General features: G+C 69.0%; 12 protein-coding genes. 6 read left to right on the forward strand and 6 right to left on the reverse strand.

The annotated features are described in order from the left end of the window. Position 1: 1 nt before the first annotated feature. The 3 genes from OG811_RS15865 (at position 2) to OG811_RS15875 (ending at position 4,257) form a co-directional block, all read left to right on the forward strand. On the forward strand, positions 2 to 2,530 hold the full coding sequence (locus OG811_RS15865) for an FtsX-like permease family protein (RefSeq protein WP_406075249.1): 2,529 nt from the start codon (positions 2 to 4) through the stop codon (positions 2,528 to 2,530). A gap of 65 nt (positions 2,531 to 2,595) precedes the next feature. Continuing rightward, positions 2,596 to 3,066 carry a GNAT family N-acetyltransferase gene (locus OG811_RS15870; RefSeq protein WP_406075250.1) on the forward strand — a complete coding sequence of 157 codons (471 nt, stop codon included), beginning with the start codon at positions 2,596 to 2,598 and terminating at the stop codon, positions 3,064 to 3,066. Positions 3,067 to 3,516: 450 nt separating this feature from the next. Continuing rightward, positions 3,517 to 4,257 (forward strand): hypothetical protein, encoded by a 741-nt coding sequence (locus OG811_RS15875; protein ID WP_406075252.1) that lies wholly within the window; start codon positions 3,517 to 3,519, stop codon positions 4,255 to 4,257. On the opposite strand, the gene OG811_RS15880 is transcribed toward OG811_RS15875, so the two are convergent. From OG811_RS15880 to OG811_RS15890, 3 genes are all read right to left on the reverse strand, one after another. Then, positions 4,240 to 4,605, reverse strand: coding sequence for a transposase family protein (locus OG811_RS15880; protein WP_406075254.1), 366 nt, complete (start codon positions 4,603 to 4,605; stop codon positions 4,240 to 4,242). The two genes, OG811_RS15875 and OG811_RS15880, sit on opposite strands and share 18 nt — an antisense overlap. 12 nt (positions 4,606 to 4,617) lie before the next feature. After that, positions 4,618 to 5,082, reverse strand: a complete 465-nt coding sequence (locus OG811_RS15885; protein ID WP_406075256.1) for a transposase family protein — start codon at positions 5,080 to 5,082, stop codon at positions 4,618 to 4,620. A gap of 88 nt (positions 5,083 to 5,170) precedes the next feature. After that, positions 5,171 to 5,455: a hypothetical protein gene (locus tag OG811_RS15890; protein ID WP_406076029.1), complete on the reverse strand. Its 285-nt coding sequence runs from the start codon at positions 5,453 to 5,455 to the stop codon at positions 5,171 to 5,173. On the opposite strand from OG811_RS15890, the gene OG811_RS15895 reads away from it, so the two are divergent. Further along, positions 5,345 to 6,169, forward strand: a complete 825-nt coding sequence (locus tag OG811_RS15895) for a tetratricopeptide repeat protein (RefSeq protein WP_406075756.1) — start codon at positions 5,345 to 5,347, stop codon at positions 6,167 to 6,169. The two genes, OG811_RS15890 and OG811_RS15895, sit on opposite strands and share 111 nt — an antisense overlap. Positions 6,170 to 6,305: 136 nt before the next feature. Here OG811_RS15895 and OG811_RS15900 read toward each other — a convergent pair whose 3' ends face one another. The 3 genes from OG811_RS15900 to mgrA form a co-directional block, all read right to left on the reverse strand. Then, a complete protein-coding gene (locus OG811_RS15900; protein WP_406075257.1) occupies positions 6,306 to 8,396 on the reverse strand; it encodes a cellulase family glycosylhydrolase in 2,091 nt (696 codons plus the stop codon). Positions 8,397 to 8,803: 407 nt separating this feature from the next. Beyond that, positions 8,804 to 8,926, reverse strand: coding sequence for a 50S ribosomal protein L36 (locus tag OG811_RS15905; protein WP_406075258.1), 123 nt, complete (start codon positions 8,924 to 8,926; stop codon positions 8,804 to 8,806). Positions 8,927 to 9,078: 152 nt separating this feature from the next. Next, a complete protein-coding gene (mgrA, locus tag OG811_RS15910) occupies positions 9,079 to 10,074 on the reverse strand; it encodes an L-glyceraldehyde 3-phosphate reductase (protein WP_406075260.1) in 996 nt (331 codons plus the stop codon). 70 nt (positions 10,075 to 10,144) lie between these two features. Between mgrA and OG811_RS15915 the strand changes: the two genes are divergently transcribed. Both OG811_RS15915 and OG811_RS15920 read left to right on the forward strand, forming a co-directional pair. Further along, entirely contained in the window at positions 10,145 to 11,125 is a 981-nt protein-coding gene (locus OG811_RS15915; protein WP_406075262.1) for an aldo/keto reductase, read from the forward strand. A 5-nt stretch (positions 11,126 to 11,130) separates the two neighbouring features. Beyond that, complete coding sequence (locus OG811_RS15920; RefSeq protein WP_406075264.1) at positions 11,131 to 11,628, forward strand: hemerythrin domain-containing protein; 498 nt, start codon at positions 11,131 to 11,133, stop codon at positions 11,626 to 11,628. Positions 11,629 to 11,653: the final 25 nt, after the last annotated feature.

Here is an 11,653-nt window from a genome sequence, read left to right on the forward strand (position 1 = left end):
CATGTGGCGCCTGACCCTGCGTACCACCCTCGCCCGCCGGACCCGGCTGGCGCTGACCCTGCTCGCGGTCGTCCTCGGCGTCACCTTCGCCACCGGCGGCCTGATCCTCACTGACACCTCCGGCCAGCTGCTGGACGACCAGTTCCGCACCGCGACCGCCGGCGTCGACCTGACCGTGCGGGACGCGGTCGCCTTCGACTCCGGGATGGGGGTCGAGGTCGCCCGGGACCCGCTGCCGGCGGGCCTGCCGGACCGGATCGGCGCGGTGCCCGGCGTGGCCGCAGCCCGGCCGCTGGTCCGCGGCCAGGGCCTGCTCGAGGTGGATGGCGAGCCGATCGTGCCGAGCGGCGCGTCCGTGCTGTCCTCGTGGCTGCCGGCGCCCGTGGGTGCGTTCACCGTCCGCAGCGGCCGGCCCCCGGCGGCCGACGACGAGGTGGTGATCGACGAGGCCACCGCCCGCGTTCACCACATCGGGCTCGGCGACACCGTCACCGTCCGGGCGACCGAGACCGCCCGGCTGCGGGTGGTCGGACTGGCCGGGTTCGGTGCCCTGGGCGGCCTGCCGAACAGCACCGTCGCCCTGGTCACCCTCCCGTCGGCGCAGCGCCTGCTGCGGCTCGGCTCCGACGTCTCCGAGGTGGCCGTCGTGGCCGCGCCCGACGTCGCTCCGGAGGACCTGCGGAACGGGATCACCGCCGCGGTCGGTGCCGGTTACGAGGTCGCCCCGAGCCGGGACATCGCGGCCGCCGGCGCGGCGGCCGCCCGAGACCAGCTCAGCTGGCTGCAGACGGTGCTGCTCGCTCTGGCGGCGGCCGCTCTGCTGGTGGGCGCATTCCTGATCGCCAACACGTTCTCCATCGTCATCACCCAGCGGACCCGGGAACTTTCCCTGCTCCGGGCCGCCGGTGCGACCGGCGGGCAGGTGCTGCGCTCGGTCCTCGGCGAGGCGCTGCTGGTCGGGCTCGCCGCCTCGGCCGTCGGGCTCGGGCTCGGCGTCGCCGCGGCCGCCGGCATCCGGGATCTGGCCGGGGCGTTCGGCGTACCGCTGCCGGAGGGCGAGCTCGTGCTGACCGCCCGTACCGTGCTGGTGGCGTTCGCGGTCGGCGTCCTCGTCACGGTCGGCTCGGCGGTCGGCCCGGCGCGGCGCGCGGCGGCGGTGGCGCCGGTGGCGGCGCTGCGCGAGGCCGCCGCCGCCCGCACCGGGCGGGTCCGGATGGTCGCCGGTGCGCTGGCCGCCGCAGGGGGTCTGGCCGCGTCCGCGGCGGTGCTCGCCGCGGACGCGCCGGTCCCGCTGCTTGGCGCGGCCGCGCTGGGCGTCGTCGGCGGGCTCGCGCTGCTCGGGCCGGCCATCACCCCGGTCCTGGTACGCCTCGTCGGCCGGCCGCTGGCCGCGGTCGGGGTGACCGGCCGCCTGGCCACCGATTCGGCGGCCCGCACCCCGCGGCGGACCGCGACGACCGCGCTGGCGCTGGCCCTCGGGCTCGCGTTGATCAGCTTCATGGCCGTCCTCGGCACCTCGGTGAAGAGCTCGGTCCGGCGGTCGTACGCCGAGGTCATCACCGCCGACCACGTGGTGGAAAGCGCCCGCAACGAGATGCTCGGTGGCCTCTCGCCCGCCGTGTACGACCGGGTCAGCCGGTTGCCCGAGGTCGCGGTCGCGTCCCGGCTGCAGTACGGCCACTGGCGCGACGGGGAGGTCACCCAGGCCCTCACCGCCGTGGACCCGGCGACGCTGCCTCGGGTGGCGTCCCTGCACGTCACCGCCGGCAACCTGGCGGCGCTGACCGGCGGAGGGATCGTGCTGGCGGAGCACGTGGCCCGGGACCGGGGCCTGGCCGTCGGGGACGAGCTGCCGATGACGTTCTCTCGCCCCGGTACCCAGCGCCTTCCCGTGGTCGGCCTGCTCCGGGACGGGGACGCGCGAGCCCTCTCCACCGACTACCTCATCTCCCTGGACACCTTCGCCCGGCTCTACAGCGAGGAGATGGACGCGAGCGTGCTGATCCGGACCGCCGACGGGACGGACCGGGCCGTCGCGGAGCAGGCGATCAGGACGGCGCTGGCCGACACCCCGACCGCGCAACTGCGCGACCAGGCCGCCGCGGTCGCCGGCCGGACCCAGATGATTGACCAGGTGCTCGGCCTTGTGACGGTGCTGCTGATGCTGGCCGTGCTGATCGCCCTGCTGGGCATCACCAACACCCTCGCCCTGTCCATCACCGAGCGCACCGCCGAGATCGGGCTGCTCCGGGCGGTGGGGATGACCCGCCGGCAGCTGGGCTGGATGATCCGGGGCGAGGCGGTGCTCGTCGCCGCGCTGGCGAGTGTCCTGGGGATCGCGCTGGGCGTCGGCTTCGCGGCCGCCACGGTCCGTGCGCTGGGACGGGACGCCCCGACCGTGCTCGCGGTGCCGCCCGGCCGGCTGCTGGTGGTGCTGACCGTCGCCCTCGCCGCCGGCCTGCTCGCCGGGCTGCTGCCGGCCCGGCGCGCCGCCCGGCTGGACGTCCTCGCCGCCATCGGCACCCCGTGACCCGTTCCGGGCGGCGCCGAGCCCGCCCGGTGCCGTCCGGCCAACCGATTCCGAAGGAGAGCACCTTGAACGACACCATCCACATCCGCCGGGCCGGCCCGGACGACGCGCCGCTCGTGGACACCCTGGTCCGGGAGATGGCCGCCCACGAGGGGGACAGCGCGCACGTCACCGTTGCCGCCGAGGGGTGGCGCGAGCTGCTCGGCCGCGCCGACGTCATGGTCCTGCTGGCCGAGCGGGCCGGCGAATCCCTGGGCTACGTCTCCGCGCAGCGCCGGCTGCACCTGTGGAGCGGCGGGGACATCTTCGCCCTGGACGACCTGTACGTCCGCGCCGAAGGCCGGGACGGCGGTGTGGGGCATCGACTGATGACCGCGCTCGCCCGGTACGCCGCGGCCGACCGGCTCACCATTCGATGGGAGGTGAAGCCCGACAACGAGGCGGCGCAGCGGTTCTACCGCCGACTCGGCGCAACGCTCTTCACCAAGGTGATCGCCGGCTGGCGTCCGGAGAGCTACCTACCGCTGGTGAGCTGACCGATCGTAGGGGTAGGGCGCGCTCCGGTAGGGGTGGACTGCCCGTCGAAATCTCTCACAGCTGTCTCACGAATGACCCGGGACGGGCCGGCACGGCGTCTGCCGACCCGGACCGGTGACCACCGTTGACCTGCAGGTGCGGCATCTGACGGCACGCCTCGGGAGGCCCGGCATGCCGCTTCGCTCACTGCCAGTGTGGGGGTCGGGGGTTCGAGTCCCCTCGGCTCCCCCCTTGCAAGATCAGGCCAGTCGACAATGTCGACTGGCCTGATCTTCAACTCCTACGCCTCGCTGGGCTGCTTCCTTTACGGGACCAACTGAAGCTCGAACCTTCGGATAAAGCCGATTTGAGCGTCTTGCTCCTTCTGATGCTGACGACCTGTCGGCGGGTTGGGTCATGCGCACTTCCCACGCAAACCAAATGAAGCAGCTCTGGATGTCATGGCTCGCGTGGAGGCCGTCGCACTGCTGCGCAATCACCATTCCGACCTCGATGCGGATGAGGCCGAGGAACTTGCGCACGCTCTGGGCGATCTGCCATTGGCGCTGGCCCAGGCGGCGGGCTTCCTCGCGGAGACCGCCACCAGCGTCAACGAGTATCTTCACCTGCTCTCCGACCACTCTGGAGCGGTGCTCAGCGAAGGCGGGACCGGCGACTACCCGCGACCACTGGCCGCCGCTATCGAGCTGAGCACCACTCAACTCGCGGCATCCGACCCCGTGGCGCTGGGAATTCTGCGCGTGTGCGCGTTCTTCGCCCCAGATGCCATACCGGTGCGCTGGCTGTCGAACGTCCGCTCGCAGCGTGAGAACCTGGACGGAGAACTCGGCGCGCTCGCGGCTGCGGTGGAAAGCCCGGTGGCTGTGCGGCGAAGTGTCGGTCTCATTAACCGATTTGGGCTGGCGACCGTTAGTCGGGACGGCCTTCGATTGCACCGACTGGTGCAGAGCATCATCCGGCACCAGATTCCTGTGGACCGTGTGGAGCTGGTCCAGAAGTGGGCTCGCGATATCCTGGTCAGCCTGGATCCGGGCGATCCCGAGGACCCGAGCGTGTGGCCACATTGGGCGGTCGTGATCCCTCATTTGATGGCGCTCGACCCGGCTACGGCAGATGACCCGAATCTCAAAAGAATCGCCTGCGCGGGCACCTGGTACCTCATTGACGTGATCTCAACAAGAATCCGGTAGGTATCGGTATTCGTAATGGGTGAGGTGGAGAGCGGCGCGGACGATGTCGCCGACCTGGCGTGGGCTGGCTGTGCTGTGACGCAGGGTCCGCCAGCGGCTGACGAGGATCGCGAAGCCGCGTTCTCCAAGGCACCGCATGGATCGAAGGACGGCGTTGTAGGTCCGGTTGTCGACGGCGAGCCGTCGGCCGTCGGCGGGCTGCTTGTACGGAGTGTGGATGCCCTGGCCAGCGCCTTCGTAGCCTGAATCGGCCAGGGTCGGCAGCCGCAGTTCGGAGGCCGCCCAGTAGAGGGCGCCGGTGACGTCCAAACGCTGGGCGCAGGTCAGGTCGTGCAGATGCCCGGGCATCGCATCCGAGGTTCAGACCGGCAGCCCGTCGGGGCGCATCACCGCCTGAATGTTCGCCCCGAAGTCGCGGTGTTTCCCGGAGTACCACGCGTCGATCGTCTCGCCTTTCACGCTCACGGTGGTCTCGGCGAGGCGGTCGGTGTCGAACAGCTTCCCGTCGAGGATCACGTGCGACCAGCCGTCGCCTGCGACCCGGCGCAGCGCGTCGTGCAGGGTGGGTGTCTGCGCCGCCAGGACCCGCACGGCCTCGGCAACGTACCGGTAGGCGGTAGCCCGCGAGACCCCGAACCCCGCCCCGAGGGTGGTCTTGTCCTCACCCTTGCAGAACCACACCAGCACCAGGATCGCCTGGTAGAAGCACGTCAGCGCACGGGTTCCCGGTCGGGTGCCCACCGCCCGACGCTCGGCACGAAGCAGCCGCGCCACGTGCTGTACGAGTTCCCTGGGCACGTCGAGCCTGGCAGAATAGGCGATCACGTGGAGCCCTCTCGAAGACTGGATTCTGTCGCAAGAACCTGTCTAACGATGGCTCCACGTCCATATCCAACACCGTCCGGTATGGACGTTACGCCCGTGTCATCCCCACTCGGCCGCCGAACCTTGCTGAGATCACCTCATTGAACAGGGCGCCTCCGACACCAGCAGGCGACTTGCGGAAGACCTTTACCAAAACTGGCATGCGACCGCTGGCCCAGCTGATTTTTACACCATGTGGATAGGGCGATGCCTTGCCCGAGCGCTGCGTGAGCAGGGCCGTTACGAACAGGCCCGCAAGATCTATGACGATACCCTCATGTTCTCCCGTCGGGAGTTGGGTGATGACCATCCCGACACTCTTCGACTGGCTCATGGCTGCGCCATCAATCTAAGAATGCTTGGTCGTTATCATGAGGCACGGGATCTGCAGGAGGACACTCTCCAACGCTACCGAAGAACCTTAGGTGTCGATCACCCACACACGTTGCACTCGGCGAACCACCTGGCCGTGGATCTGAGTGAGATTGGCGAGTTCGATCGCGCCCGGGAATTGCACGAGCAGACGTTGTCCCAGTATCGGAGGGTGCTCGGCGAGGACCACCCGGACACTCTGCGCTCGGCCAACAATCTGGCGGTCGACATGCGCAACCTTGGACAGCACGAGCAGGCCAGGCGGTTGCAGGAGGACACTCTCGCTCGGCGTCGCCGGGTGCTGGGAGAGGACCACCCCTATACCCTGTACTCGGCGAACAGTCTGTCTGAGACACTGTACCTATCCGGCCGATATGAATTGACCTGGCAAATGCAGGAGGACATCCTCGGGCGGTATGTGCGGCTCCTTGGGGAGGCTCATCCCGACAGCCTGCGTGCGGCGCGCAACCTGGCGGAGACACTGCACCAACTCGGCCACGACGATCGCGCTCGGGAACTTCAGGAGAACACGTTGGCACGCTACCGAAGCGTTCTCGGTGACGGGCACCCGGAGACCTTGCGGGCCGCAGCGCATCTGATCAAGATCCTCGCGGCGCTCGGTCTGCATGACAAGGCACGGGAGATTTCGGCGCGGTTACTCGAGCGGACGAACTGATTCAGTTTGGTCCGGACCGAGCCCGATCGTTCCTGCCCGGCTTGGATGAGATCGCCCCACCGCGGCGAACGCAGATCAGCGGCCCGGTTCATGATCATCAACCGGGCCGCTGCCTGTCGTTACCCGATCTACGGGGTCAGGTGGCGCTACCGGTGACCGAAGTCCCGGTCTTCGTCACGCGGTACGTGATCTGTGTGCCGCTCCAGAAGTGGAACGTGAGGGTGACCGCGCCGTCCCTGACCTCGGCGAAGAACTCCGGCTTCAGGATGATGGTGTTCGCGCCGTAGTCGGGTTGGAAGTTGCTCCAGAACTCCTTGTAGGTGGTCCAGTTGGCCGGCCCGGCGGCGCTGCCGTCGGCGTACCTGGCCTCCATGGTGGCGAGCTGGTCACCGCGGAACTGGGTGGGGATCAGGAACGAGTTGGTCGTGCCGGTCGCCGCGGACTGGGTTGGTGGATCGTAGGAGATGATGCTGATGGGCCATGGCACGCCCTGCGAGAAGTGCGCTTCGAGGTTGGCGTTGACGCCCGGGGCGCGGTTGCCGACCAGACGGGTCACCGCCGCGGTGGTCAGGGTCAGCGTGTTGCCGGAGACGGTGTAGTCGCTGCCGTTGGTCAGGACGGTGCTGCCCTGCCGCAAGCTCTGGAACGAGGCGCCATTGAGGTTCAGGGTGAGGGACTTGCTGGTGATGGTGCCGGTACGACGTACGTAGATCTGGTCCGACGACGCGGTCGCGGAGCGGGTGGTCCAGCTCGCCTTCATCAGCGCGTACAGGCCGGGGTCCCGCCACTGCAGGTCGTTGCGGTTGAGGAACGACCCGGCGTCCCAGAGCATGGTGGTGAGTTTTCTGATCCGGGCCTGGTAGCCGACGGCCTCGAAATACTTGAGCAGCTCACCGCGCTCGATGATGCCGGGCCGGGTGTAGTCATAGCTGAGCAGGGCCCACTCGCCGATGATCACGGGGATGCCCTTGGCGACGAAGGTGTCACGTACCCGGTTGAAGCCATCGACCATGTCCTGCTCGACGTTGGCGTCGTAGCGGGTGCCGCCGGCGATGTTGACGCTGAACGGCCAATATCCATAGAAGTGGACGGTCGCCGCGATGTTGGTGTCGCGTAGCTGGCTGATCGTGGTCGCCAGCGCGTCGAGTTGGCTCTGGTTGGAGTTGGTGTTCAGGGTGGGTAGCACGAGCAGCCGGGTGGCGTTGTTCCCGCCGGACTGGCGTACGAGGCGGACGAACGCGACGGTGAGTTCACGCAGCACCTCGTCGCTCTGGGCGTCTCCGGACGTGCCGGTGAACTGCGGTTCGTTGATGTTCTCGAACACGAGCTTCGACGAGTGACCGCGGAACGTGGTGGCGATCTGGGTCCACAGCGCGGTGTAACGGTTCATGACGTTCGTGCGGTCACCGGGATAGCCGTTGATCCACTGCCAGGAATCGTGATGCAGGTTGATCATCACGTAGAGGCCCTCCGCCAGCGCCCAGTCCACCACCTGACGGACGCGGCTCAACCAGACCGCGTCAATGGTGTACGCCGGGGCTGGTCCCTGGTGGTCGTTCCAGGTCACCGGGAGCCGGATGCTGTTGTAGCCCTGCGATTTCACCTGGTGCAGCAGTGCCTGCGTCACCAGTGGGTTGCCCCAGGCGGTCTCGTTGGGGATGGCGTCCAGGGTGTTGCCCAGGTTCCAGCCGGGCTGCATCGCTGCCACCGTCGCCATCGCGTCGCCGCCGCCCGGCGACGGGGAGGTTGTCGGGGTCGGCGACGGGGGCACGGTGGGGGTCGGGGTCGGCGTACCGCCCACGCTTCCCGTGCACGTGACCCCGTTGAGGGCGAACGACGTCGGTGCGGTGTTGCTGCCCGACCACGACCCGTTGAAGCCGAAGGAGACCGTCGCGTTCGTTGCGATGGCCGCGTTGTAGCTCAGGTTCCTCGCGGTGACCTGGTCGCCCGACGAGGTGACCGTCGCGTTCCATGCCTGGGTGACCCGCTGGCCGGACGGGAACGTCCAGGTCAGGCTCCAGCCGTTGATCGCGTCGCCGAGGTTGGTGACCGTCACGTCGGCGGTGAAGCCACCCTGCCACTGCGCTGGTGCGGTGTATGCCACCTGGCAGCCCGCTGCCGCCTGGGCGTTGCCGGCGACCATCGTGCCGGCCACCAGGAGCGTGGCCACCGCACCGGCGACGAGAGCGACGCGTCGGTGTGCCTTTCGGATGTGTCTCGAAATCATCAGGGAACTCCTCGCCATGGTGGCGGCTGTGATGGTGGGGCCGGCGATGGGGCGGCCTGAGCCCGTCCCGCCGGATCCGGGGAGTGTGTGGTCGCTGTGGCGCCGGGTCAGGCGGGCGGTCAGCCTGACCCGGCGGCGTGCGAATGCCAACCAGGTTGCCCGGAGTGACCAGCCCTGCTGCCCGTACCGCTTCAGCGGCCGGCGCGCGGGGTCGAATGAAGCGTGGAAGCGTGCCCTTCGCCTCTGCGGCCGACGCTAGCTGTTATCGCTAACACCGACAACCCATAGACGCACGTAATTCTAAGTCAGGGGGTGCTGCCCTGCCTGGTCGGCGGGGGACACGAAAATGCCCTGACCGGAGTGATCCGGTCAGGGCATTTTTCGACTATATGTCAGTAGAGGGCTGATCAGCCCTGGCGGCTCTTCCACTGCGGGTTGGTGCGGTTCACCACGACCATCCGGCCGCGACGGCGGACCACCACCGAACCCGGCTTCTGCTTCAGCGCACGCAACGAGCTACGTACCTTCATGGCTGCCTCCTCGGTGCAAGCGGTTCCGACTATCGAAACGCCCCACCCACCCACCGGATTCCCGCCGGCCGTACCAGGGGGCGGAGGTCATCCTCACCGGGCCGGGCGGCGCCGGATCTGGTGACCCGACCCGCCCGGAGCCCGGTGGGGCGTCAGCCCAGGTGCCGCTCGATCTCGGCCAACTCGTCGGCGGTGAAGTCGAGGTTGTCGAGCGCGGCGATGTTCGTCTCCAACTGCTCGACGCTGCTCGCCCCGATGATCAGGCTGGTCATCCGTGGGTCGCGCAGCGCCCAGGCCAGTGCCAACTGCGCCAGCGACTGGCCGCGCCGCTCGGCGACCACGCCAAGCCCTCGGATGGTGGCCATCTTCTCCTCGCTGAGGTCGCTCTCGTTGAGGAAGACGCTGGTGCGCACCCGCGAGTCGGCCGGGATGCCGCCCAGGTAGCGGTCGGTCAGCAGGCCCTGGGCCAGCGGGCTGTACGCGATGCAGCCGGCGCCGGCCCGCTCCAGCATGTCGAGCAGGCCATCGGACTCGGTCCAGCGGTTGAGCATCGAGTACGACGGCTGGTTGATCAGCAGCGGCGTACCCAGCTCACTCAGGAGCGCGGCGGCCCGCGCGGTCTGCTCCGAGTTGTAGTTCGAGATGCCGACGTAGAGCGCCTTGCCGGAGCGGACGATGGCGTCCAAGGCGCCCATCGTCTCCTCCAGCGGGGTGTCCGGGTCGAACCGGTGCGAGTAGAAGATGTCGACGTAGTCCAGCCCCATTCGGCCCAGCGACTGGTCCAGCGACGAGATCAGGTTCTTGCGCGAGCCCCACTCGCCGTACGGGCCGGGCCACATCAGGTAGCCGGCCTTACTGGAGATCACCAGCTCGTCCCGGTACGGCTTCAGGTCGGTGGCGAGCAGCCGGCCGAAGTTCTCCTCGGCCGCACCGGGCGGTGGCCCGTAGTTGTTGGCCAGGTCGAAGTGGGTGACACCCAGGTCGAAGGCGCGTCGGACGATGTCGCGCTGCCGTTCGAAGGGGCGGTCGGGACCGAAGTTGTGCCAGAGCCCGAGGGAGATCGCCGGCAACCGCAGGCCACTGCGCCCACTGCGCCGGTAAGTCATGGTGTCGTAGCGGTCATCCGCGGCGAGATAGGTCACGATCATGAGCCTAGCCCGGGGTTCATCTGGGCGAGATTGGGCGTACGAACCCGGACATCGGGGTAGCTTCGACGCCATGCGCTTCATTGCACTCGACACGCCCAAACCGCTGTCCAAAATCGGGTTGGGCACCTGGCAGTTCGGCTCCCGGGAATGGGGGTACGGCCCGGACTTCGAGAAGCAGGCAGCGCAGATCGTCCGGCGGGCCGTGGAGTTGGGCGTGACGGTCTTCGACAGCGCGGAGATCTACGGCTTCGGGCGCAGCGAACGGATCCTCGGTGCGGCCCTCGGCGACGACCGGCCCAAGGTCGTGGTCGCCACCAAGATCCTGCCGGTTCTGCCGGTGGCCGCGGTGGTGCAGCAGCGGGCGGTCGCCTCGGCGGCCCGGCTCGGCGTCACCAGCATCGACCTCTACCAGGTGCACCAGCCCAACCCGCTCGTCGCCGACCACACCACCATGCGTGGCATGCGGGCTCTGCAGGACGTCGGGCTGGTCGGCGAGGTCGGGGTGAGCAACTACGGGCTGCGCCGCTGGCAGGTCGCCGAGGCGGCGCTCGGCCGGCGGGTGCTCAGCAACCAGGTCCGCTACAGCATCTTGGATCGTGCACCCGAGCAGGAGTTGCTGCCGTACGCGCGACAGGCTGGCCGGGTGATCATCGCGTACAGCCCGCTGGCCCAGGGCTTCCTCTCCGGCCGCTACGACGCGAAGAACCCTCCGACGGGGGCGGTCCGGCGCGCCAACCCGTACTTCCTGCCGGAGAATCTGGAACGTGGCGCGGTGCTGATCGACGCCCTGCGTCAGGTCGCCGACGCCCATGACGCCACCGCCAGTCAGATCGCGCTGGCCTACCTGCTGCGCCACCCGAACGTGCTGGCCATTCCCGGCGCGTCCGGCGTGGAGCAGATGGAACGCAACGCCGCCGCCGCGGACATCGACCTCGCCGACGACGAGTATGCCGCGCTGGCCGAAGCCGCCAAACGGTTCCGCCCGATCACCGGACTCGCCGCAATGCCCCAGATGCTGCGCGCCCGGCTGGCCGGCCCGACGGGAAAGTAAGCACAGTGGACGACATCACCGCACTGATCCTGGACGACCACGCCGCCTTCCGGCGCGGCTTCGCCCGGCTGGACGACGCCCGCGATGAGCAGGAGCTGCTGGCCATCTGGGACGCGCTCGCGCTGCATCTGAACATCCACGCCGAGGCGGAGGAGGCGATCCTCTACCCGCACCTGGTGAAGCACGGCGACGACGGCGAGGACGAGACCGCCGACGCGATCGGCGACCACAACAAGATCCGGGACGCCGTCGCCGAGTCGAAGCTGCACCCGGTCGGCTCGGAACGCTGGTGGGCGGCGGTCGGCACGGCCCGCCGGGAGAACAGCGAGCACCTGGCCGAGGAAGAGGACGAGGCGCTGCCCGACTTCCGCCGGCACGCCGGCACCGAGCTGCGCGCCGAGCTGGGCCGACGCTGGCTGACCTTCTACGGCGAGCACAAGAACGGGCGTGACCTGCCATTCCGGGACAAGGACCCGCAGGGGTACGTGGCCGACCACCGCTGAGATCTCCCCGACACGGGGGAGTCAC

The sequence above is a fragment of the Micromonospora sp. NBC_01638 genome, from assembly GCF_045209745.1.
In the GTDB taxonomy this organism is placed as follows: domain Bacteria; phylum Actinomycetota; class Actinomycetes; order Mycobacteriales; family Micromonosporaceae; genus Micromonospora.

Excerpts from the sequence above, each read along its gene's own strand:
- OG811_RS15865 (WP_406075249.1), top strand. The coding sequence starts at position 2 with ATGTGGCGCCTGACCCTGCGTACCACCCTCGCCCGCCGGACCCGGCTG.
- OG811_RS15880 (WP_406075254.1), bottom strand. The coding sequence starts at position 4,605 with ATGCCCGGGCATCTGCACGACCTGACCTGCGCCCAGCGTTTGGACGTC.
- OG811_RS15890 (WP_406076029.1), bottom strand. The coding sequence starts at position 5,455 with ATGAGCCAGTCGAAGAGTGTCGGGATGGTCATCACCCAACTCCCGACG.
- OG811_RS15900 (WP_406075257.1), bottom strand. The coding sequence starts at position 8,396 with ATGATTTCGAGACACATCCGAAAGGCACACCGACGCGTCGCTCTCGTC.
- OG811_RS15905 (WP_406075258.1), bottom strand. The coding sequence starts at position 8,926 with ATGAAGGTACGTAGCTCGTTGCGTGCGCTGAAGCAGAAGCCGGGTTCG.
- mgrA (WP_406075260.1), bottom strand. The coding sequence starts at position 10,074 with ATGATCGTGACCTATCTCGCCGCGGATGACCGCTACGACACCATGACT.
- OG811_RS15915 (WP_406075262.1), top strand. The coding sequence starts at position 10,145 with ATGCGCTTCATTGCACTCGACACGCCCAAACCGCTGTCCAAAATCGGG.